Origin of the sequence: Bacillus sp. HY001 (assembly GCF_007558965.1) — a bacterium.
GTDB lineage: Bacteria > Bacillota > Bacilli > Bacillales > Bacillaceae_G > Bacillus_A > Bacillus_A mobilis.
In genome coordinates, this window is the sequence record NZ_VLTE01000118.1 from 1 (window position 1) to 22,552 (window position 22,552).

A 22,552-nucleotide genomic window follows, 5' to 3' on the forward strand; every position below is an offset into this window, starting at 1 on the left:
ATCGGATAAAAAGAAGGCTTGAGCCGTATGATGGGAAACTGTCACGTACGGTTCTGAGGGGAGTTGGGGGCAGCGATGCCCCCCGCTTACCCGACTAACTAAGCTGCCCATATGGACAGCTTATTGTATTTTTTGCTTAACATATTTTTTCTGAAATACTGGTGTTACTCAACTAAAAAGTTGATATACTCCCATTCTAGTGGCAAGATATGTTTTATTAGTTCTTCGTTACACCCATGCGTACTTCTTAACTATTTTATTTCATTTTCAATAAAGTGAAACTTTAATCATCCCTCACCAATCGGACTTTAATGACTTAACATTATGCTTATCTTAGGAGCGAGGTATTTTATCGGTGAGTGTATACAAACCATGTAATGCTTGCTGTTAATAATGCTGACGAAATCAAAGCTGTAAGAACACTATATGTTTGCAAAATAAGTATCGTTGACCAATCCAAAGCACAGCACAGTATACACAGGGCAATCGTAACGATCAGAAAAATAACTGTTACGGTTATTCTCTTTTTTGTCATTGGCTGCCGCTCATTCGTTTTCCTTCTGCGTAATCCTAAGAGAAATAGCAAAACGGCCAATAGGCCAAAAATAATTGTGATAGACGACAAAATGATATCCAAAAGCTGTGTGCCGCTTATTTCATATGACTGAGTTAGATTGCCTTCTAATATATCTTTAACTTTTAGTACCATGTTTGTATTGGTATTTGCGCCGTTGCTCAGCAAGGATACGGCTGTTCGTTCATTTAGCAGTATGACTACTTCGGTTCTAAAATTTGGATTGCCCCCAGTGTGTTCTATAATCGTTTGTTCGGCGTTTACGGACCAGCCTGCCGCATAATACATACCGTTGACAGCCGAAACAGACATATCACCCCTATGTGATTTTTCGATAACCGTGTGAAATATTTCGGGTATGTCCTGCACGATACCCATCTGTATGCCCATCCAACGCGCCATATCTTTTGTATTAGAAATGATGTAGCCTGCGGGTTTATTCCCAGCATAATCCGGAGCTTTAAATGGAGTTGTCATAAAAAAGGAAGAACGGTAGCCCTGTGCCAACTGTCCAGTGGCTTGAGCATCTTCTTTATAAACATACGTCTGGTGAAGACCTAACGGCTGAAATACCTGCTCCTTCATAAAGTCTTCATAGCTTTGTCGCGACACAATCTCAATAACCAAACCCAATACGTCATAATTAACGGTTCCATAGTTATACTGTTCACCGGGAGGGAACGCCAATTCAGCATCCACGAGCATTTCCACAGTCTTTTGCAACATATCCGGTGTATTGCCTTGTGGAATATTTTGAGTATGCCTAATATTTGTTAGACCACTGGTATGGTGAAGAAAGTTATTTAGTGTAAGACTTTGCATATCAACAGGTTTCCCTTGATACTTTAATGTAAACCAAGGTAAATATTTTTGGACAGGGTCAGTCATTGAGAGCAGCCCTTGCTCTTCCAATAGCATAATACCCATACCGGTAAAAGCTTTACTGACCGAGGCTAACTCATAGAGTGTATTTTCACTTGCAGACAACCCCTTTTCACGGTCTGCATACCCTGAAGAAAAGTAGAACACTTCATCATCAGCAAGTATTGAGATTGACATTCCCGGCACACCTGATATACGACAGGCATCATCTAGCAACGCTTGTATTGCCGCAGATTGCGAATCTGACAACGCATAACTTTGTGTTGCAAATCCTGAGATTAATATAAATATCGTTAATACAAAAACAATAATCTTTTTCATAAACTCTCCTTTTTGGAAAATTATAAGAGAATAATATAAAGTGAACCTATAATCAGCCCTCACCAATCGGACGTTTACGGGCAGCCCGAGCCCCACCTAACTTCTTTGCTCCAGCCAAATTTTGAGGTGGGAGTTTTACTGCCCGTTAATGTTGGATAAATAACCTCCTTTTACAACTACGAAACTAAATTTTAATTTATCTTTCTATTCATCTTTATAATATCAAATAATTGCGAATAGTTACATTCGCACGAACAGATGGATGTAATTTGAAACAACTTTAAAGAGCCTTGCTACGTAGAATGTAGTAAGGCTCTTAGCTTTTTAATAATCAAAATTCAATAACTTTATTATCATTATACAACAGCCCCACTAAGCGTATTAACACTTAATGAGGCCATTTGATTCACATTATTAATTATGGAACGTCGGTTTATAGAACGAACGATTATCAAGAGCAAAGACACGCTCTGTGTATTCGCCTGGTTTTGTGCGTCCTAACGCGCGGTCCATCATGTTCATTTTTGCATCTAAGTTATCGATGTAGTGCAGAATTTCTGCTTCTTTTACTAACGGTGGTTTTGGGCTACCCCATTCTGCTTTTCCGTGGTGAGAAAGCACGATGTGTTGAAGAATTAATACTTCTTCTGCATCGATGTTCAGCTCATCTGCCGCTTTACCAATTTCGTTCACCATAATAGAAATGTGGCCTAGTAAATTTCCTTCTAACGTGTACGTCGTAGAAATTGGGCCAGATAATTCGATTACTTTACCAAGGTCGTGTAAAATAACGCCTGCATATAGTAAGTCTTTATCTAATGATGGGTATAGATTTGAGATAGCTTTCGCTAAATCAAGCATCGATACGACGTGATACGCTAGTCCAGATACGAACTCGTGATGGTTCTTCGTCGCTGCTGGATATTCTAAAAATTCATTTTGATGCTTATTTAATAAATGTCTTGTTAGACGTTGAATGTTTGGATTTCTCATTTCGAATATGTATTGCGTAATTTTCTCGACCATATCTTCTTTTTTCACTGGTGCTTTTTCTACGAAGTCTGAGATGTCCGTTACTTCATTTTCATTCGCAACTCGGATTTGTTTCACACGTAATTGAATACGTCCTTTGTAGTTTAGAATGTCACCAGCTACTTTAACGATTGTTTCCGCTACATATTGTTTCTCAACTTCTGGTGATACGTCCCATAGCTTCGCTTCAATATCTCCACTTGGATCTTGTAAGATTACTGTTAAAAACGGTTTTCCATTGCTTGCTAGACCTTTTGTCGCTGTTTTAATTAACAAGAAAACATCGACTTGTTCACCAACTTCATATTCTGCAATTTTCTTTTTCATTCGAATTCCTCCACCATATCAGTTACTTTTAGTATAGCACACTACAACTCATTTTCTTTACGCTTACGCACTAATTTTATAATCTGTTTTTCTGTAAAATACGTTAGTAAATGCGCATGACATGTAAAGAAGATGACTTGTCTGTCTTTCGCAATTTCCTTTATAAGTTCAATTGTACGATTCGTCCTTACTGCATCAAAATGCACGAAACTATCATCAATAATGAACGGATAATCATGTTCAAATGTTTTCGCTAATGCAAATCTCAGCGATAAATATAACTGCTCCGCTGTCGCTTGGCTTAGCTCATGACTGTAAAAACGCATACCATCGTTACGCTCAACGATGAACGGCTCTGCCTCTGACGGTGAAAAGATTTTACTATAGCGTCCGCCTGTTAAATACACAAAGTACTCTTCTGATTTTTGTAAAATACGGGGAAGATGTACTTCATGATAATATTGCTTCGTTTTCGTTAACACTGTCTTTGCGGCCGCATACGCAGCCCACTTCTTCACTTGTTCACGCACTTGCGCTTTTTTCATTTCCCACTCGTGCATTAAATCACCATATGTACTGCCTTCTTCTAAATTCGCAATTTCCATACGATGCTTCGCAATGCGCTCTGTCAGTTCTTTTTCCTTTGTAAGACAGTTTTGCGCGGCTGTCATTTCTTGCTTTAATTTCTCATCATAACCGTCAGCCTCATAATGTTCAGCTAATGATAAACTCGTTAAACGCTGTTCTAATAGATCAATTTGCGGTAATAAACGCCCTACTTGCTTCTCAGCATCTTCACGTTTTTCCGATAGTTTACCCGCTTCTAAAAACATCTCTTCATCTGTAGAATGTGCGATATGCCATAATCCATCTCGTTCTACTAACAGTTGTTTTAATTGCTCTTGCATGAACTCATACTCTTCTTGCCATTCCGCCAACTTCTCTTTTAGCTGCTTACAAGTTTGGCGCTTTTCTTTCTCATTTTGCATACGGATTTGTGCCTCGTGCAGCTTACTATACTCTGCACTACCGATAACAGTTTCTAGTTTATGTTCAAAATGCGAAATCATTTCATATAATGAAGATTTGCGCTCACTTTTCTTCTCTAAATCACGATATAATTGCTGCATTTTTTCCATACGCTCAAACGCCGGCAATATGTGCGCATACGTATAAAATTCAGGGAACGTATAGCGCATTTTATACACATTTACTTGTTCGCTAATGCGGAACGTTTCTCGCTCCCACTCCTCATAGGATGAAACGACTTTATCATACGCTCGCTCCATTTGTTGTAACTTATATGACTCACGCTCAAATAGCTTACGAATCTCTTCATCTTTTTCTAACTCATAGCGCACAGACATCGCTTCTTCACCTTGTCTCCCGCCAGCACTTTGCTGAAGAGTAAGAAGCTCTTCTTGTAATCCACTTGACGGATCTTTATATAAAACGAGGGCAAGAACAATCCCTACAAAAACAATGACACTAATAAATAAGAGCGGGCGGTTATCTATAAATAAGCTTGTAAATAAAACGACTGTGTTAATAAGAAGTAACAGAAGACAAACTCTTTGCCACTGCTTTTTCTTTTGCACTGCCGCTCCTGCTTTTTCCTCGTACTTACGCTTCATTCTCTCTGCGCCCATGCCGATAAACGCCGCATCTTGGAACGACTTCTCTTTCTCAGCTAACGCATTTCGCTCTTCATCCGCTAGCATTTGTTGCTTAATCTGTCTTATGTTTTCTTCTTGTTCTTCTAATTGATCCTGCGCTACTTTAAAACGATCATCAAGTTGTGCTTTTTGCGTTTCTAATTCACGCGCCTTTTGCACTGTTTGCGTAATTAACTCTTTCGTTGCCAAACTCATATCAAACGACAGGACTGTTTCTTTTTCAAACGTAGCACCGATTTGTTGCTCTAGTTCTGTCAGTTCTTCTTTTATATTCGTAATCGTTCCTGTCATATCGCGCATTTCTTGTCGTGCATTTTCATAAGACATGTGCTGCATACGAAGTTCTTCTACATAACTTTCTTTTTGCAAAAACGCTTCATCTATTTGAATCGATTCCATTTCCGATTGCACATTCTCTATTTTTTTATGGAGCGAATCAACTTGTAATTGAAGCGGCTCCATCTTCGCCTTAATCGCTTCATAGCGCGCCATTCCGTTTACAGGAAATTGCCCGTTCTCGTTTTCTAACACTTTCTCATGCGCACGCTTTTCAATAACGAGAGGCTCTAGCGCTGCTAATATTTCATAATCTTGCTTTCGCTTTTCTGCATTTTCTTTTTCCACGCGAACAGAAGCGAGTTTCTCTTCACTTTCTTTTAACTGCTCCACTTGCTTTTCATACGTGCCAATTTTCCCTTGCCACTCTTTCATCTTCTCTTCAAGCTTCTTCATCTCTTGCAGTGACACGTTAATTTCTGGTTTACGCCCACTCGGCTTAAAGCGCTGATCCATTTCTTTTTCTAGCTTTTTATCTAGCTGTAATAATGCGTCACTTCCGACTGCGCTTGCTGAAAATAAATAATTTCCGATATCCGCTTCGCCGAGCTGATGAATGTTTTGAAGACCGTGCATATCAAATGAAAAGACCGATTCAAATAAACTTTCATTCATCCCGCTTAATATATCGTGTAAAATTTCTTCGCCGCCCGTTTTCCCGTCCTCAAAATAAACGGTCACCTCACCAGCTGCCGTCTTTGGCAATCGTTCAATTTTCAAACGGCCATACTTCTCTGTTTGCACAGTCATCGCACCGCCATACTTGCCGCCTTCTTTCGGCTCATAACGGCGCTGTCCTCTCGTCGGAAAACCGAATAAAATACTTTTCATAAATGAGCGAATTGTCGATTTCCCCGCTTCATTTTCACCATATAAAACAGTCAGCAATGAAAGATCCATTTCCACATTTTCTAATTTTCCGTACCCATAAATATGGAGTTTTTCAATTCTCATTTTTTATCCCTCTCTTGCTGGAATAATTGCTCTAAAATAATATTTTCTGCTTCCTTTTGAATCTCTTTCTTCTCTTCTTCTGTAAAAGATTCAATACTATTACGCGCTACAGGAGATGTCCAAATCGTGCGCAACACGCCGTCCATATTGGTGAAAGCTTCTAACTCTTTTAGCACACTACCGACGAAATGATTTTCTTCTTTCAAACGCTCGATTTCCGCAAAAGAAACCGTCTCATTTTTCCATTTCATCGCATATACGAAGTCTTTTCGCTCTTCGCCAGCTGCTAAAATATGAAAAATCTCTTCCACACGTTTTTCATCACGTAAATAAGGAGAAAGTGGTCCTTGTCCTGTAAATACGACCGTTAAAAGCGTCCCTTCTTCTTCTCTTCGGCACTCATTCATCGCACTTGATATTACAGTTATAAGTTCATCAACCGTTTCAAGTCCATCGATACTCACTTCTATCTCATCCCACACAACATCCGCCGTATGGAAAAATGAACAGTGCGTTCCTTGTTTCGTAAGTTCAATCAAGTACGCACCCTTTTCGCCCGTTTCCTTACGATGACGTCCTTGTATATTACCTGGATAAATAATGCACGGCTCTTCTGATAAAATTTCACGTTTATGTATATGGCCGAGAGCCCAATAATCAAACTGCTTTTCTTTTAGCTCACGAATTTGAAACGGTGCATAGCGATTATGCTCTGCATCCCCTTCCACACTTCCGTGAAGCATACCAATATGAAAAGGCGCATCACTCATTTTCGTATACTGCGCTGTCATATTATCCGTTACCGCTTGCTGCAAATAACTAAACCCGTAAATAGAAGCTACTAGCTCACCATTTTTATAAAATGATTTCTCTTCCACATAAGGCTCCGTAAACACGTGAACATTGTCCGGAAACTCAATTGCTGCCCAGCTTCCCCCTAAATGATCATGGTTACCGTGAATAATAAAAACAGGGATATCGTACTGCGACAGTCTCTTCATTTGCTCGCGCACAAACACTTGCGCTCTCAAACTTCTCGTCTCCGCATCATACAAATCCCCGGCCAGTAATACGAAATCAACGCGCTCTTGAATCGCTTTATCAACAATACGCTCGAACGATTCAAACGTACTCTGCTTCATTCTCTCCCAAACAGACTGCGGTACATTCATCTCCATTCCTTTAAACGGACTATCCAAATGCAAATCAGCCGCATGTATAAACTTCACTTGTTTCACAAATAACGATCCTTTCTATGTTTCAAAAGTTTCATTTTATCAACATTAAAATTGCTGAAAACTTTAATAAGTAGGAATGAATAGACACCCCCGCTTATTAAAGTTTCACCTTATTGTACCACGCAATGTCATATATTTCTTTGCATATTCTAGTGATTTATGCCAAAATAGTTATAAGATTCTGATTTTTATTATTGGAGGGAATTTTCATGGGAGTATACGTTCTAACAGTCTTTGAAAAAGATGGTTCAAAAGCATTAGATGAATCATTCGAGGCGGCAACTGAAAAAGAAGCGAAAGCAAAAGGTGAATCTATTTTACAAGAAAAAGGATTGCACGAAAAAACACATCGCTGCACATCTTCTGCAGGTAAGCTCGTTTTATTCCAGCGCTAAAAAAAAGAAGCGTCACCCGCTTCTTTTTACTCTACTATATCTTCGTCACACCACGTAAACGCCACATCTAGAATGCGATTACCGATACGTACGCGCTTATTCCATTTTCCTGTTTGGATCTGATGTTGCAACTCTGCTTTCATCTTTTCCGTCCAGTTGTGAATCGTTTCACTACCGTCGTATGGATATACGCTTGGAAACTCTTCCTGCAGTAGATGCAAGCTCTCTGCATCAAAATGAAAATGGAAGAAGTAGTTTGCTGTAAGCGATGGTTCTTGCAATCGTAAAAAATGATCATCAATTTGCTTTCTATTTCTATAGAAAGTAAAGATATTCACTTTACCGCTCGTAATTTGGTCAATTTGAATTTCGTGCTTCTCTATAATCACGTCTTGCCCACCTCGTTATATACTATCCTTAGTATATATGTCTTTTGCAACAAAGTTAACCATTTTCGCGCGAAATTCATTTCCTTCATTTATATTACCTGTACCTCCATATGCAATCAGAACAAATAAAAACAAAGTTGAAGGGGAGCGATTACATGTATTTCGGAAGCAAAGGTTGGTATGTAAAAGAACTTAAAAAATTAGGTATTCGTACTTATGAAGGTAAAAAACTAGAGTCGTATCGTACGCATGTGTTATCTAGTTTACTTGAGAGAATGAAGAGAGCTTCGGCTTAATAGATGTAGGAAGCAACTTTGGTTGCTTCCTTTTTATTTATGAGGCGATAAATACAATTATTTTGTTTAATTTCTCATCTGCTTGAGAAAAATTATATATAAAATCACGATCTAAGGTCACCAAATAATCACATTTTTTCCTGGCTATTGCTAAATGCATTGCATCATAACTATCTAATTGATAAAGATATATATACTGTGCCGTATCTTCGATAATCTTCTTATCTGAAGAAACATATTCAATTTTAATTCCAAAATAATTCTCCATACTATATATAAATTCTTCAAAGGTTTTAACAGCATTTATATAATATGTAGTTAATCCATTCCGTCTTTCAGTATGTCTCTTTCCTACTTTTAACAATTCTTTCGCATAAACATCCGTGTTCTTATCTCCAGCCTTCATTCTTTGCTCAATAATATATTCATATATTTTATATAAATTACATGCTGCTTCTACAGACACAATATCTCTTCTATCCTCTTCACTCAAACACTCTATTACGTTAGACTGTATGTTTTTCACATTATCTTTATAAATCTTCAACGCCCGCTCAACTTTATTCTTCATAAGAACCCCCACTACTTCTGTAAAAGTATGTGAACTAATCCCCATTTTTATTTCTTTCTGAGCCCATGCGTTAATCAAATTGGCTACCTTATCAGAACGAGAATCATCTTCATCTAAAAACGCCAAAATAAAACAAGCATCTACATAAATCGATGCTTGTTGAATACTTAAAACAGCACCCTCATCTTGAACGAAATTAGTTACCATCTATATGTCTCCCTTATTTTTCTTCTTTATAAATATCTACTAGATTTTTGCTACCAGCTGTACGGGTTCCAATCATTTTTCTTAAATCTTGAGCATCTTTCGGACGACGAGTTACTAACTTCTCTACTTCTTTTGCTTCCAACGGTTGAAAGTCCGTAACTACTTGACTCATATCTATTACCCCCAATTCATCTTTTTTTTCATTTAAAATTAAAGACTGCCTCAACTTTCGACATCTGTCCATGTTTTTCCTCCTTGTCCAAATTAAAATTCTTACATACATTTTTGACAGAAAAAAGCTCTACTTAAACATATGATTTTCTAAGTTAAATCATGAATCTGAAACATAAATTTTGCTGTACAAAAAAACTCCTCAAAGTATAAACTTCAAGGAGTTTTTCCGTTAAATTATATATATGAATACTCATTTATTTATTATTAATAAAATCCCCCCAAAAACCAAAAATGCTATAATAAACCCAATCAAACTAAGGGGGCACATTTATCTTGCACGGAAAACACATTCAATTTCACAAGTTCGGCAACCCAAAAGATGTATTACAAGTTGAATATAAAAATATAGAACAATTAAAAGATAATGAAGTTTTCGTTCGTATGTTAGTTAGGCCAATTAATCCATCTGACTTAATTCCAATAACGGGAGCGTATGCTCATAGAATTCCTTTACCTAACATACCCGGTTATGAAGGTGTTGGTATTGTAGAAGATGTAGGCGCGGGCGTTACGAGAGACCTTATCGGTAAACGTGTTTTACCGTTACGCGGAGAAGGTACTTGGCAAGAGTATGTGAAGACATCAGCTGATTTTGTAGTCCCTATTCCGGATTCTATTGATGATTTTACAGCGGCACAAATGTATATTAATCCTCTTACGGCGTGGGTCACTTGTACAGAAACGTTAAACTTACAGCGTAATGACGTTTTATTAGTGAACGCTTGCGGATCCGCTATTGGACATCTATTTGCGCAGTTATCACAAATTTTAAACTTCCGATTAATTGCTGTTACAAGAAATAATAAACATACAGAAGAATTACTGCACCTTGGTGCTACACATGTAATTGATACTTCCACTGCCCCGCTTTATGAAACCGTTATGGAATTAACGAACGGGATTGGTGCGGATGCTGCGATTGACTCTATCGGGGGACCGGATGGAAATGCATTAGCTTTCTCCTTACGTCCAAACGGGCACTTTTTAACGATCGGGCTTCTATCAGGAATACAAGTGAACTGGGCAGAGATTGTCACGAAAGCGAAAGTGCATGCGAACATATTTCATTTACGACATTGGAATAAAGAAGTCTCACCATATAAATGGCAAGAAACGTTTCGTCACTTAATTCGCTTAGTTGAAAATAAGCAATTACGTTTTATGAAAGTCCATTCTACATATGATTTAACGGATGTGAAAGCGGCAGTTGATGTCGTACAGTCTGCTGAGAAAACGAAAGGGAAAGTGTTTTTGACGAGTTATTAACTGCAATTGAAGGAGTCTTTTTGATTGGCCTTTTAAATAGACTAGATAATACATTTAAGAACGAATATTTGTAAGTATCTGGTATAATCCTATTAAAAGGTGAAAGGAGATTTTCACATGTGGTTAATTTCGGCAGTTTGGCCTGTTATACTAGTAGGAGGAATTGTAGTATTTGTAATAAAAAGATTGGAACATAAATATAAGAACGGAAAATTAGGTAAGAAAAAATCAAAAGAAGCTCAAAACTTATTAGATAGTCTCATACCTATAGGAATGCTTGTCGGCTGTATAATCGGTTTGATTTTCGGCATGTTTTTCCCAGATTATTCACTTCTTGCAGTGAGTTTAGGATCCGGAATCGGCTATTTATTTGGTTATTTCGCCTATGAAATTTATAGTAAGACAGGAAACAACTTTTCCTAATCCAAAAAGAATAAACGGGACAGTACATAGTAGTCATATAAAATATGTACTGTCCTTTATTTTTGCATCAATGCTATCAACTTACCTTCCACATCCTATACACCTTTTCTTACCTCAAATAACAATTTTATTATTTGTCATATAATTAGCACCTTCGTTAAACATATATAAAGATTGTTGTATTTCTTACTTTTCCCTTTGAAAACAATATATACTACATTTGAGATAAGCAAGTGTGTCTGCTTATTATCTAAATTCCCGTGCAATACCCCCTCACGAAATGCTAGGAGAGCACTCCTAGCATCTTTTACAATAACGTTTTGCCTAATTTAAACATATGTACAATATAGTTTTTTTCAGCTTATAGCTGGCTAATACATTCGCCCTCATCTTATTTTTTCCACTTATAAAACTCCAGCAGCTCTTCTTCATTTTCACTTTAGTCATGAAACAAAAAAATCCCCTTGAAGCATATGCTTCAAGGGGTGAGCCTGTTTTTTTACTTATATACGTACAGCTGTACCACTTACAGCAACCATTAACATTCCATCACGAACAACCTCATAATCTACATCAATACCAACGATAGCATTTGCACCTTTTTGTTTTGCAAGTTCTTTCATTTCATCCATTGCGATATCACGAGCTTCTTTTAGCTTGCTTTCGTAAGAACCAGCACGACCACCGACAACATCACGAACAGAAGCGAATAAATCGCGGACAATATTTGCACCCATAATAGCTTCACCGTTTACAATATCGATATACTCAATAATTTCTTTACCTTGAATTCCAGACGTTGTTGTTACAATCATGACTGACACTCTCCTAATAAGTTGTAGTTTGAATAAGCTTTCTTATGTCTTTATTATGACATGGAAAAAGTATCTAATCTATTGAATTACCTTACAGGAGTGTGACAATTTTGTAAGAATGAAACGCCTATTATGTTTAAGAAAGCGCTTTAACATTTGGATACATAAATGATTCTCTATTTTCTTTCCAATCCTTTTCTACTTCTTTAAAAGTTGGTCGCCCTAATTCTTCCTTGTTTTTCTGTTTACGAAACCATTTCTTCACATACTTCTCTCCATTTTTGTTTTGAACCGTACAAAGGAAACTATTACTACTATCCTTTACTATTTTTATAATCACGAAAAGACACCTCTTTCCTTTTAAACTTGATCTTTTACTATAAGCCCTTCCTCTCTTATAATCATGCGACTCCTCGGTCGCGCCAAAGTTGTAAGATCAAAAAACGATATTCACTATGTTTAATATGTGACGTACATATTATTTAAAGAAATCAGAGTTATAAGCATTATGCTTATCAAATATTTTATAAATTTCTAACTTATCATCTAATTTTGCATCTACTAAAATTAATATATTTCCATCGTAAATATATTCTTCATACTTCTTAGCGTGTTCCTCAGGGATTCCTAAGCCGATAAATGCTCCTATTAAACTTCCAGCTCCTCCGCCAATACCGGCTCCTCCAATAGCTGCTGCGATAGGTCCTGCCGCTACGATTGGACCCATTCCAGAAATGGCAAGTACACCAAGACCTGTTAATAAACCTCCGAGTCCGCCTGCTACTCCTCCTGCCACAAGTCCTGTCGCTGAAAAGATATCCGCTTTATGTGCGGTTTCATGATTCACTTTTTCGCCCGATTTTTCTTCCAGATGTTCAATTTCCTTTTGATCCTTTGCAATAGCTGAAATATTATCAGCTGGATATCCTTTATCACTTAATTCATTAATAACGAATGCCGCATCATCGATTGTTCTAAAAACACCTACTATTTTTCTATCTACATTCATAACTATTAACCTCCTAAAGTTTTATATCATGTATCTTTATCTTTCTTCATTTCTGTATACACTAATCTTCTTATTAACATAACCATTTATGAAAAAAGCGAATAGTAAAAGCATTACAAGCGAACTACTTAACAAGTAAATTAAATCAAATGTAATATCAATCATCAGTTCATTCATGTATACCAGACTCCTTTTTATTTAAAGTAAAAGTATATTTTTATAGACTAGAAATCTTACAATTCATCTTCAGTCAATCTCTTTGTAGTTTATGTATACCCTTCGTAACCCTTTCTAAACATAAAAACTATAATTATATTTTTTCTTATTTATATGTTTAACATTTTTTAAAACGGGTATGTTTATATTGTTATGCTTACTATATGGAAAGGAATATTTCGATGAATGCAATCCAATCTACTACTATTCTTTATAATGAAACACCTACAATAACGCAGATTCATCATTTTTATGCTTTAATGACAACATTTCAAACAACTTTATTTATAGGTAAACACGGAACACTTACTTCCATTAAAAACTTAAGCACATTAGTATCCTTTTTCCTTACTGTCAAAAAGAAAGAACTTGTATTATTTATTTTTGAAGGAATAGATGCAAAAAAAGCTTTAAAAACACTCTTTCCTTCTTAAAAGTTTTATGATCCTCCTATTCCCTCGATTGTTACTTTTCATATATAGTTTTATATTTCAAAATGATTTCCTCAATTCAAAAAGAGACCCCCTAATACAATAGGGGGATTTCTAGTTTGGCCTTACGAAAACTGATATAATATATATTACGTTTTTTATTCTTTACAATTGAAAACTTTTAATAACCTTGAAGGTAGGAATTTTTAATGAACTCGAAAGCAAAATTTAGTATTCGCTACAAAATTATGGCTGGTTATTTAGTTATCATTTTGTTCTTACTTATTTCTTTCATTATGCTAAACAATGAGATTTCTAATTTACAAAAATCTCGTAATTTTATTATTGAGCACGATTTTAAAGTTCTTAATTTAACGAATCAAGTGGAGAAAGAATTGCTAACAATTGAAAATAAAGCGAAAGGATTTATCACTTCTAATGATGCAAATTACGTTCAATCCCTTAACGCTGCGGAAAAGGATTACGAAAAACATTATCAAGATCTTTTTGCTCTATTAGAGGATAACCCCTCTCAGCAAGAAAAGTTAAAACAGATTAATGAAAACATTACTAGTTGGATTAATAAAGAGATTCATCCACTCATTACGAATCACAATAGTAATAACGTACAAGCAATCGATACGACTCAAATTCAGTCACTACAATCACAGGTAACGAACTTCCGTAGTGTTGAGGAGCAACTAACGAAAAAAAGAGCTGCACAATTAGATACCGAAAATAATAAATTAGAGCTTTGGTTATACAGTTTGTTGTTCTTACTTTCTTGTATTTCTATTATCATTTCACTCTATATTTCGAATTCCATTACAAAAACGATTAAAAATGTAATTCAAGCTATTAAATCTATTTCTTCGAAAGAAAAAATTACGGAAAGAATTCATGTGAACAGCCATGATGAAATAAAAGATTTGGCTCATACAACGAACTATTTACTAGACGAGATATCGAAAAGAGAGTGGCTACAAACTGAGCTTGCAGAGTTAATTTTAAAGTATCAAGGTGTATCTTCTATTGAAATGTTAGGTAACAAAATTCTTAGTGGAATGATACAAAAAACGCAAACTTCTTGCGGTGCATTTTATGTACGTGAAGAAATTGAAGACACTGTCTACTATGTGAAAAAAGCTTCTTTCGCAGATCAAGGTGCTGATATTGGGAAACAATCCATTAAAATGGGTGAAGGTTTAATTGGGCAATGTGCTTTAGAAAAGCAAAGCTTTATTCTTCGAGACATACCAGAAGAATTTCGTTATGTCACTAGCGGCTTATTAGAAATACGCCCTAAAAACCTATTAGTTATCCCTATCTTATTTGAAGATGAAGTGATCGCAGTAATGGAGTTAGTAAGTGTAACTGAGATTTCAGACTTACATCAAGACTTAATTCAACAAACTGTTGATAACCTAGGTTTAACAATCCATAGTATTATGGGACGTATGCGAATTCAAACGCTTTTACATGAATCACAAGCGATGACGGAAGAGTTGCAAGTTCAATCAGAAGAATTGCAAACGCAAGCTGAGGAACTACAAATGCAAGCCGAAGAATTAAGAACAACAAATGAACAATTAGAGTCTAGAACGGAAGAGGCGGAGCAAAAGACAGCTGACTTACAAATTACTAAATCAGAATTAGAAGAAAAAGCAAGTGAGTTATTACGTAGCTCAAAATACAAATCAGAATTCCTAGCAAATATGTCACATGAATTACGCACACCATTAAATAGTATTTTACTATTATCCGAAATGTTAAGAGAAAATCATGATAATCATTTATCCGATGATGAAATTGAGTTAGCAACTGTTATTCATTCATCAGGGAAAGATTTACTTACTTTAATTAATGACATACTAGATTTATCTAAAGTAGAAGCCGGCAAACTAGACATCATTTTTGAAGCAACGAACATAAGTGATATGGCAGCAAATATGCATCAAAACTTTTTACATATAGCTGCACAAAAAAATGTCGAATTTACGATTGAAGACAGTGATATTATTCCTGATTTGTTTTATACAGATGCAAAGCGGATTGAACAAATTATTAAAAACTTATTATCCAATGCATTTAAATTCACGGAAAAAGGATCCGTCTCTTTACATTTCGATTCGATAGAAACAACGAATTTAAGTCATGATATGCAGTCTATAAGTAATGATTGGATGACAATTTCGGTAAAAGATACTGGTATTGGTATCGCAAAAGAACAGCATCAACTTATTTTCGAAGCCTTTCAACAAGCAGATGGCGCAACGATTCGGAAATATGGTGGTACAGGCTTAGGGTTATCTATTTGTAAAGAGTTCGCTAGATTGTTAGGTGGTTGGATTACGTTAGAGAGCAATATAGGCGAAGGCAGTACTTTTACCGTATATATCCCTAACCTTCCAAATGGATTAACTGATATGCAAGTATCCAACCTAGAAGTCGCAGCCACGATAGAAGATGTTATTCCTGCTGAAGTTGTGGAGGAAACTATCGTGACGCCTGAAACAAATAACGTCTTCCAAGAGAAAACTATTTTAATTGTCGATGATGATCATCGAAATATATTTGCATTACAAAATGCATTAGAAAAACAACATGCCAACATTATTACTGCACAAAACGGCATAGAGTGTTTAGACATACTAAAAAACAATACAAATATTGACCTTATTTTAATGGATATTATGATGCCAAATATGGACGGCTATGAAACGATGGAACATATCCGAATAAACTTAGGATTACATGAAATACCTATTATCGCATTAACTGCTAAAGCAATGCCAAATGATAAAGAAAAATGTTTATCTGCTGGCGCTTCAGATTATATAAGTAAACCATTAAATTTACATCAACTCTATTCGGTAATGAGTGTATGGTTAATAAAATAAGTGAGGTTTAGTTTAAGTGGAAAATAAGTATTATAATTTTGATCCATCTGTAGATATGGATAAGCGTACGAACTTAGAAATTGAATTACTATTGGAAGCAGTATTTAAACTATCTGGCTTCGATTTTCGCCAATATGCTCGCACATCTATTTATAGAAGAATTTGTAATCGAATGCAGCTCTCTAATATCCCTACCATTTCAAAATTAATTGAAAAAGTAATTCATGAGGAAGGATTTTTAGAACAGGTATTAAATGATTTCTCCATTAACGTAACTGAAATGTTCCGTAACCCTAACTTTTTTAAAGCACTAAGAGAGCATGTGATTCCTGAATTAAAAAAGTATCCTGAAATTAGAATTTGGCACGCTGGATGCGCAACTGGTGAAGAAGTATTATCCATGTCCATCTTACTTCACGAAGAAGGATTAAGTGAAAAAGCTGTTATTTACGCAACAGATATGAATACAGATGTGTTAGAGAAAGCAAAACAGGGTATCCTTCCGTTAAATAAAATGCAAACTTATACGAAAAACTATTTACAAGCTGGTGGTACACAAGCATTTTCTAACTATTATTCAACAGATAATCGTTTCGCTTATTTTAATCCATCTCTTTTACAAAACATTATTTTTGCGCAGCATAATTTAGTAACTGATCAATCTTTTAATGAATTTCATATTATACTTTGCCGTAACGTTTTAATTTACTTTACGAGTCAACTTCAAAACCAAGTACAGCAACTATTTTATGAAAGTTTAGGTCACAATGGATTCCTATGTTTAGGAAATAAAGAAACTCTCCGTTTCTCACATATAATGCCGCATTATATCCAATTTAATCCGAACGAACAAATCTATCAAAAAATACAATAAAAGCGTATGAAATCCTCTGTTTGGATTTCATACGCTTTTTATTTCGCATTCGCTTTTTATTTCGCATTCGCTTGTATCATAATGAGGCACATATCATCTGATTGTGCTTTCTTCTGTTCTTCCTTGTAAAACCCTTCTATCTCTTCTTCTAAATCTCCCCATTTTCTTTCTGTAAAAGCACGTAATTTCTCTTCAGCCTCAAATTCATCATGTGCAATTGCTTCAAGAACACCATCTGTAAACAATACGATTTGAGCGTTCTTCTCAAAAGGTATAACGGTCTTTTTAACTTTTATTTCATCAAAAAATCCTACTGCACAACTTCCTCGATTTAATTCCACTACATTCGCTTCATCAACTAAAACGTATCCAGAAGGATGCCCTGCATTCACATATTCAATCGTTCTCTTTTCTGTATCTGCTACTAAATATATCGCTGTAAAATAATATGGAATATTGTCATTCTCATTATGTAAAAGAGTCATATATTTATTTAAGTCTTTAATAACAAGTTCTGGATCGATTAAAGATTTAATCGTTTCACGTAATACAGACGAGATAAACATACAAACTAATGAAGCAGATATACCATGTCCCATCACATCCAATAATATAATACCGTAGCGGTTTTCATCGATTTTATACCAATAATACATATCTCCAGCTAGTTTGAATGAAGGTAAGTAACTTGCTTCAATTTTTATATGATCTTCCCTTAATGGGCTACTTAATAAGTTTCTTTGTACTTGTGTAGCTAAATCTAGTTCATTACGAAGGTTTTCTTCTTGTTCTTTATGCCAATTTAATTCCGATTTCAAGCGTAATGCTACACGCATACGCGCTAACAATTCAACTTTATTTATCGGTTTCGTAATATAATCCATTGCGCCTATATCAAGCGCTTCAGCTAATTTATTCGCATCTTCTAAAGCTGTTACAAAAATAATAGGAATATCTTTAAACTTCTCCTCGTTTTGTAATCGCCTACAAACTTCAAGTCCATCAATTTCAGGCATCATAATATCTAATAGTATTAAATCAATTTCATTATGCCTGGAAGAATCTTTTCCAAAATGGATGTATTCGAAAAGCTCTTGTGCAGAATTAAGCGATACAAGATCCTGATATCCGGCTTGTTTCAAAATTTTTTCAATTACAAAGATGTTCACCGGATTATCATCGACAATTAAAATGGACACAAGTTATTTCCCCTTTTCTTATTTAAAATATAAATCGATTATCATTTTCTATTTTTCTAGTATTGCATACTCAGTTACAAAATGAAAATTTCCTACTCAAACATATTTATACAGCAAAAGAACAAACCCCCTAGAAATGAGAGTTTGTTCTTTCACTCTATAAATTAATTTAACACCATTGCTTTGTCACTTAAAAGACGATCTAATTCTTCCATATGATTTGTTTCATCTGCGATCATATCTTCTAACTTTACAACTAACTCTGTCATATTTAATTTCGCTGCCTGTTCTTTTCTCGTTTCATAGCGCTTAATTGTTTCATATTCTGATTGTCTAGCTTCTTCTAACATTTCTCTAACATCTTCTACTCGTTTCACTGGTAAAGGGATCGTAGTAGGTGTACCACCTAACGTCTTAATTTTCTCCGCTAAATATAGGGCATGTCCCTGTTCATCACTAATTTCAGATTCAAAGAAAGGTTTTAACACTTGTCGATATATACCAGAAACTGTAGCTGCATTATGGTTATACATAATAATTGCCGAGTATTCTCCTGCTAAATCTTCGTTCAATCCTTCGATTAGTTCTTTCACATCGTGTGACATTTTTATATCTCCTCCTATACTTAATAACTACCCCTTTTCTCATGCTTTAAACATAATTTTTTAAAATTTTTATGTATCTAAAAATGCTGCTTGCTTCAATTTACTTATCGCTTGTCTTTTAATACGAGAAACGTGCATTTGTGAAATACCTAACCGTTCCCCTGTATCCTTTTGATTTAAATTTTCTCCAAATATATAATGAATAACACTCTTTTCCGTATCATTTAATACGTTAAAAATATCCTTTAAAACGAGACGCCTTTCTGTCTCTTCATATCCTTGCTCTACTTCACCTACAGATTCGATTCTCGCTACCGAACTTCCATCAGATGAATTTTCAACTACATCATCTAAGGAAGATACTCTATAATTATTTTTCGCATCCATAATTTCTAGCACTTCCTCTTCGGATAGTCCTAAATGATCCGCAATCTCTATAATCTTAGGTGAACGCTGCAAACGATCTGTTAGCTCCTCTATCGCAAGTTTAATCTTCCCGCCTAAATCTTTAATTCGCCTTGGAACATGAATGCCCCAAGTTTTATCACGTAAATACTTCTTTATTTCCCCTACTATCGTAGGTATTGCAAACGGCTCAAAAGCATTTCCTATCGAATAATCATACCTTCTTATTGCGCCTAAGAGCCCTAACATCCCTACTTGTATAATATCCTCATGCATCGGTCCACCTTTTGAATAGCGATATGCAATGGAATGTACGAGATTTTTGTAATGATTAACTAATCTTTCCTGTGCTTCATCACATTGAGTTTGTTGGAACTCTGCAATTAGTTTAATAACGTCTTCTTTAGCAAGATTTGTAGGTTGAGATTGGATTTCCATCATTCTCCACCTGCTCTCTTTGTATATATTTTGTCATTAAAACTGTCATGCCCTCATCATGCATAATTTGTATATCATCCATTAACGTATTGATTAAATATAAACCTAAACCATTTTCCGGCAAATGTTCTACTGGTTTATTAATATCATACGGACCAACTTTCCTTTTTAAAGTGCTAAAATCAAAGCTAACCCCATTATCCGCAACCATAATTTCTAATCGATCTTCATATAGACCAAAGACAATTGTAATTTCTCCAACGTCTTCTTTGTATGCATGTTGCACAATGTTTGTACATGCTTCACTAATAGCAATTTTCATATCTTCTATATCGTCATAAGCAAAGCCCATTCGATTCGCAACACCCGCCATTGTTAAACGAATAATAGCTACATATTCTGCTTTTGCAGGAATTTTCATTTCTATCTTTTCAAATCTCTCCATCATCCCTAGTCACCTTCTTTCTACTTTTTCAAAATCGGAATTCAAATTTAATATTTCTGTTAGCCCTGTAATATCAAATAATCTTTTTAACCTTTTAGATACACCAATAAATTCTAGTTTGCCATCATTTTTCTTAACCGCTTTTAATAGAGCTATAAACACGCCTAAGCCTGTACTATCCATATACTCTACCTCAGTAAAATCTACTACAATATGAACCTCTTTCTTGCTTGCAATAGGCATGATCTTATTTTTTAAATCTGATGCTGTATACGCATCAATCTCACCATTAAGTTGTACCGTATAACCTACATCATTTTGCAAAATATTTACTGCCAAATTCATCATTTCCGCCCCCTTATCTCAAACTCTTACTATGTAATTACCCATAAAAATTAATTTTAAACATATTTTTTAATTATAAATAAATTTTCTACACCTTTCCCAGCTTCATGCTTAAAAAATACTACAAAATGTTTAAACCTTGTAAATTTGTGTATGTATAATGTATAAACATTATTTTTAGGGGGATCTATCTATGGAAGAGCACAACTTTAAAAAAGGAGATTTCGTTCAATTTTCTTATCGACACGATCATGCTACAAAATTAGTTGGTTCCATTATTAACATACTAACGAATACAATTGTAGTTGATATAGGTAATGATGAGGACTTATCTCATATAGAACCAAGGCAAGTCGTAAGAATAAATAATTGTAAAAAGGTAACGATGGCTTAATACATAATAGAAAGTGTAATTTTAATGAGTGGGGGTTCTTCATCCTCCACTCATTCCTATGCAGATTACATAAAAAAAGCATCCAAATTAGTTTAATTGGATGCTTTTTTATGTATATTTATCAGTTCATTCACTTTATAGCTATATATAATAAACTTAAGATTACTATTCGTTCTCATACTTACGCTTTCCGTAGCATTCTAGAAAAGAATGTAACGATTAAAATAAAGACGATTGCACCTAATAACGCTGGAAGAACGAAAATGCCTCCCCATTCAGGACCCCAGTGACCAAATAACGCACTACCTACCCAAGATCCGATTAATCCAGCAATCACATTACCAACTATACCTAAAGGGAAGTCTTTCCCTGTAATCATTCCAGCTAACGCACCAATAAGTCCACCTACAATACACGTAATAATAAGTCCCACAATTAAACCTCCTATATTATTTTTATATTGGATTTATCAAGCTTTGGTGTGTAACCAAAGCTTGATAAACATGTATTATTCTTTATGATCCAATCCATCACTTATCTTTTGTTTCACTTTTCCGACTTTTTCTTTTATAGTTCCTTTTGTCTTCTCCCACTTCCCTTCATTTTTCAGCTCTCTATCATCTGTAACTTCACCAATTCCTTCTTTTACTTGTCCCTTTGTCTTTTCAACCTTACCTTTAACTTGTTCTTTTAGTCCGTTCTCACTCATATTTACAATCTCCTTTTCGTAATAGATTTATAGATTTAAAGAGTATACATGCATCTTCTTTCTTGTAACCATTCACCGACTCTTTCTAAATCCTTAACGAATAACAAGATTTTTCCTTCATCCAGCTTTTCTTCGTAGAAGTTTGCTTCTTCCTCATTAAGCCCTAACTCTTGCATCTTATTTCTTAACTGATCTCCCGTGTTTTGAAAGACATTAATAATGCTTGTCCCAAGTCCTTCCTCTTTTATCCCAATTGTATTCACGTCTGCATTGTCTGCAATTCTATCTGTCCTTTCTTTTTCATGTGTTAATACGTAAATATCTTTTTGGTCTATTCCTTTCTTCACTAGATCATTTGCCGCATTCATGACCTCTTTCTCCGTAATAAATTCATATACAAAAGGTTTACTATACTTCGTTTCCATCTTTAACTTCCTCCTTTAAAATGAATTATTTGTTATATTATATGTAGTACACCCATTTTCGAAATGTTAAACATAAAATATGAAAAAAGTTATGTGAATTTTTTCTATCCTAAAACTAGTAGAATAAAGTGAAACTTTAATCAGTGGGGGTTTTCTTCATCCCCCACTGATTATTAGTTGAACCAATCGGACTTTTATGGGCAGTTGATCCCCCACCTAAC

The 22,552-nt window shown here is 35.2% G+C and carries 27 protein-coding genes; 8 read left to right on the plus strand and 19 right to left on the minus strand.

The genetic code is table 11. The features are described 5' to 3' along the window. Positions 1-349: 349 nt before the first annotated feature. The 4 genes from FOT98_RS28580 to FOT98_RS28595 all read right to left on the minus strand — a co-directional run bounded on the left by FOT98_RS28580 (position 350) and on the right by FOT98_RS28595 (position 7,340). The gene (locus tag FOT98_RS28580) at positions 350-1,777 is read right to left on the minus strand and encodes a serine hydrolase domain-containing protein (protein ID WP_063260020.1); all 1,428 of its coding nucleotides are present in this window, start codon (positions 1,775-1,777) and stop codon (positions 350-352) included. Between the two features lie 414 nt (positions 1,778-2,191). Beyond that, on the minus strand, positions 2,192-3,136 hold the full coding sequence (gene yhaM, locus FOT98_RS28585) for a 3'-5' exoribonuclease YhaM (RefSeq protein WP_000726650.1): 945 nt from the start codon (positions 3,134-3,136) through the stop codon (positions 2,192-2,194). A 41-nt stretch (positions 3,137-3,177) separates the two neighbouring features. Continuing rightward, on the minus strand, positions 3,178-6,102 hold the full coding sequence (locus tag FOT98_RS28590; RefSeq protein WP_063260021.1) for an ATP-binding protein: 2,925 nt from the start codon (positions 6,100-6,102) through the stop codon (positions 3,178-3,180). After that, positions 6,099-7,340 (minus strand): metallophosphoesterase family protein, encoded by a 1,242-nt coding sequence (locus tag FOT98_RS28595; RefSeq protein ID WP_063260022.1) that lies wholly within the window; start codon positions 7,338-7,340, stop codon positions 6,099-6,101. The genes FOT98_RS28590 and FOT98_RS28595 overlap by 4 nt, the downstream gene beginning before the upstream one ends. A 209-nt stretch (positions 7,341-7,549) precedes the next feature. On the opposite strand from FOT98_RS28595, the gene FOT98_RS28600 reads away from it, so the two are divergent. Then, entirely contained in the window at positions 7,550-7,735 is a 186-nt protein-coding gene (locus tag FOT98_RS28600) for a YhzD family protein (RefSeq protein ID WP_000539550.1), read from the plus strand. A 26-nt stretch (positions 7,736-7,761) separates the two neighbouring features. Here FOT98_RS28600 and FOT98_RS28605 read toward each other — a convergent pair whose 3' ends face one another. Beyond that, positions 7,762-8,124 carry a hypothetical protein gene (locus tag FOT98_RS28605; protein WP_063260023.1) on the minus strand — a complete coding sequence of 121 codons (363 nt, stop codon included), beginning with the start codon at positions 8,122-8,124 and terminating at the stop codon, positions 7,762-7,764. Between the two features lie 155 nt (positions 8,125-8,279). Here FOT98_RS28605 and FOT98_RS28610 point away from each other — a divergent pair, with 155 nt between their 5' ends. Beyond that, entirely contained in the window at positions 8,280-8,420 is a 141-nt protein-coding gene (locus FOT98_RS28610) for a YflJ family protein (protein ID WP_000273537.1), read from the plus strand. 37 nt (positions 8,421-8,457) lie between these two features. On the opposite strand, the gene FOT98_RS28615 is transcribed toward FOT98_RS28610, so the two are convergent. Together FOT98_RS28615 and FOT98_RS28620 are read right to left on the minus strand one after the other, a co-directional pair. Continuing rightward, positions 8,458-9,198: a type II toxin-antitoxin system VapC family toxin gene (locus FOT98_RS28615; protein ID WP_063260024.1), complete on the minus strand. Its 741-nt coding sequence runs from the start codon at positions 9,196-9,198 to the stop codon at positions 8,458-8,460. Positions 9,199-9,211: 13 nt separating this feature from the next. Beyond that, positions 9,212-9,442 (minus strand): hypothetical protein, encoded by a 231-nt coding sequence (locus tag FOT98_RS28620; RefSeq protein WP_063260025.1) that lies wholly within the window; start codon positions 9,440-9,442, stop codon positions 9,212-9,214. Between the two features lie 263 nt (positions 9,443-9,705). Between FOT98_RS28620 and FOT98_RS28625 the strand changes: the two genes are divergently transcribed. Beyond that, positions 9,706-10,698, plus strand: a complete 993-nt coding sequence (locus tag FOT98_RS28625) for a zinc-dependent alcohol dehydrogenase family protein (RefSeq protein WP_063260026.1) — start codon at positions 9,706-9,708, stop codon at positions 10,696-10,698. Between the two features lie 117 nt (positions 10,699-10,815). After that, entirely contained in the window at positions 10,816-11,121 is a 306-nt protein-coding gene (locus FOT98_RS28630; protein WP_063260027.1) for a hypothetical protein, read from the plus strand. 503 nt (positions 11,122-11,624) lie between these two features. Here FOT98_RS28630 and FOT98_RS28635 read toward each other — a convergent pair. From FOT98_RS28635 to FOT98_RS32610, 4 genes are all read right to left on the minus strand, one after another. Continuing rightward, positions 11,625-11,936, minus strand: a complete 312-nt coding sequence (locus FOT98_RS28635) for a YbjQ family protein (RefSeq protein WP_000637510.1) — start codon at positions 11,934-11,936, stop codon at positions 11,625-11,627. 136 nt (positions 11,937-12,072) lie between these two features. After that, positions 12,073-12,276, minus strand: a complete 204-nt coding sequence (locus FOT98_RS28640; protein ID WP_063260028.1) for a DUF4028 family protein — start codon at positions 12,274-12,276, stop codon at positions 12,073-12,075. Positions 12,277-12,414: 138 nt separating this feature from the next. Beyond that, a complete protein-coding gene (locus FOT98_RS28645) occupies positions 12,415-12,945 on the minus strand; it encodes a general stress protein (RefSeq protein ID WP_061678684.1) in 531 nt (176 codons plus the stop codon). Between the two features lie 36 nt (positions 12,946-12,981). Continuing rightward, positions 12,982-13,122: a hypothetical protein gene (locus tag FOT98_RS32610; RefSeq protein ID WP_001004256.1), complete on the minus strand. Its 141-nt coding sequence runs from the start codon at positions 13,120-13,122 to the stop codon at positions 12,982-12,984. 221 nt (positions 13,123-13,343) lie between these two features. On the opposite strand from FOT98_RS32610, the gene FOT98_RS28650 reads away from it, so the two are divergent. The 3 genes from FOT98_RS28650 (at position 13,344) to FOT98_RS28660 (ending at position 17,366) form a co-directional block, all read left to right on the plus strand. Then, a complete protein-coding gene (locus FOT98_RS28650; protein ID WP_063260029.1) occupies positions 13,344-13,595 on the plus strand; it encodes a hypothetical protein in 252 nt (83 codons plus the stop codon). 206 nt (positions 13,596-13,801) lie between these two features. Next, on the plus strand, positions 13,802-16,492 hold the full coding sequence (locus FOT98_RS28655) for an ATP-binding protein (RefSeq protein WP_063260030.1): 2,691 nt from the start codon (positions 13,802-13,804) through the stop codon (positions 16,490-16,492). Positions 16,493-16,508: 16 nt separating this feature from the next. Continuing rightward, a complete protein-coding gene (locus FOT98_RS28660) occupies positions 16,509-17,366 on the plus strand; it encodes a CheR family methyltransferase (protein WP_063260031.1) in 858 nt (285 codons plus the stop codon). Positions 17,367-17,422: 56 nt separating this feature from the next. On the opposite strand, the gene FOT98_RS28665 is transcribed toward FOT98_RS28660, so the two are convergent. The 5 genes from FOT98_RS28665 to FOT98_RS28685 all read right to left on the minus strand — a co-directional run bounded on the left by FOT98_RS28665 (position 17,423) and on the right by FOT98_RS28685 (position 20,806). After that, on the minus strand, positions 17,423-18,565 hold the full coding sequence (locus FOT98_RS28665; RefSeq protein WP_063260032.1) for a fused response regulator/phosphatase: 1,143 nt from the start codon (positions 18,563-18,565) through the stop codon (positions 17,423-17,425). A gap of 164 nt (positions 18,566-18,729) precedes the next feature. Continuing rightward, positions 18,730-19,170 carry a ferritin-like domain-containing protein gene (locus FOT98_RS28670; protein ID WP_063260033.1) on the minus strand — a complete coding sequence of 147 codons (441 nt, stop codon included), beginning with the start codon at positions 19,168-19,170 and terminating at the stop codon, positions 18,730-18,732. Positions 19,171-19,239: 69 nt separating this feature from the next. After that, positions 19,240-20,016: an RNA polymerase sigma factor SigB gene (sigB, locus tag FOT98_RS28675; protein WP_063260034.1), complete on the minus strand. Its 777-nt coding sequence runs from the start codon at positions 20,014-20,016 to the stop codon at positions 19,240-19,242. Next, positions 19,979-20,461 carry an anti-sigma B factor RsbW gene (gene rsbW / locus FOT98_RS28680; protein WP_063260035.1) on the minus strand — a complete coding sequence of 161 codons (483 nt, stop codon included), beginning with the start codon at positions 20,459-20,461 and terminating at the stop codon, positions 19,979-19,981. The genes sigB and rsbW overlap by 38 nt, the downstream gene beginning before the upstream one ends. Positions 20,462-20,467: 6 nt before the next feature. After that, positions 20,468-20,806: an STAS domain-containing protein gene (locus tag FOT98_RS28685; RefSeq protein ID WP_063260036.1), complete on the minus strand. Its 339-nt coding sequence runs from the start codon at positions 20,804-20,806 to the stop codon at positions 20,468-20,470. Positions 20,807-20,996: 190 nt separating this feature from the next. Between FOT98_RS28685 and FOT98_RS28690 the strand changes: the two genes are divergently transcribed. Continuing rightward, the gene (locus FOT98_RS28690) at positions 20,997-21,197 is read left to right on the plus strand and encodes a hypothetical protein (RefSeq protein ID WP_063260037.1); all 201 of its coding nucleotides are present in this window, start codon (positions 20,997-20,999) and stop codon (positions 21,195-21,197) included. A gap of 181 nt (positions 21,198-21,378) precedes the next feature. Here the strand turns inward: FOT98_RS28690 and FOT98_RS28695 are convergent, their stop codons facing one another. The 3 genes from FOT98_RS28695 to FOT98_RS28705 all read right to left on the minus strand — a co-directional run bounded on the left by FOT98_RS28695 (position 21,379) and on the right by FOT98_RS28705 (position 22,331). Beyond that, positions 21,379-21,630: a GlsB/YeaQ/YmgE family stress response membrane protein gene (locus FOT98_RS28695; protein WP_000522903.1), complete on the minus strand. Its 252-nt coding sequence runs from the start codon at positions 21,628-21,630 to the stop codon at positions 21,379-21,381. A 75-nt stretch (positions 21,631-21,705) separates the two neighbouring features. Continuing rightward, entirely contained in the window at positions 21,706-21,906 is a 201-nt protein-coding gene (locus tag FOT98_RS28700; RefSeq protein WP_063260038.1) for a CsbD family protein, read from the minus strand. Positions 21,907-21,941: 35 nt separating this feature from the next. Beyond that, entirely contained in the window at positions 21,942-22,331 is a 390-nt protein-coding gene (locus FOT98_RS28705; RefSeq protein WP_063260039.1) for a YflT domain-containing protein, read from the minus strand. Positions 22,332-22,552: the final 221 nt, after the last annotated feature.